Below are 324 nucleotides of genomic sequence, written 5' to 3' on the forward strand. Positions count from 1 at the left end.
TACCTTATACATGCCACTCGCATCCAATATCCGACTCACTTTATCCGAATGTCCTATCGCCACAGCATTACACAACGCTCCTTCCAGGTGCGGCAACAAGGTCGCACTACCCGCCAAACTTGCCGGTACGTCGTATACCATTTCTTCACTCAGTACACACAGGGCTTCTGTCTTCGTACCTATATCCGATGGCAAATCAAACATGCTCAATCTTACTTCACAGGCCGGCTCAACGTGGATTACTTGTTCTACTTCCCACTCAGGAGCTTTGTCACTACATCCACCCTGGATGAAGAATCTTCTCGTGATGGTTCCATAGCCGCA

The 324-nt window shown here is 48.8% G+C and carries 1 protein-coding gene; it reads right to left on the reverse strand.

Going from position 1 to position 324, the window contains the following annotated elements; translation table 11 throughout:
• A partial coding sequence (locus tag LVD47_RS23455; RefSeq protein ID WP_236981156.1) for a hypothetical protein occupies window positions 1–324 on the reverse strand: 324 nt, incomplete at both ends.

The organism is Membranihabitans maritimus, from assembly GCF_021729145.1.
GTDB classification, from domain to species: Bacteria; Bacteroidota; Bacteroidia; order Chitinophagales; family Saprospiraceae; genus Membranihabitans; species Membranihabitans maritimus.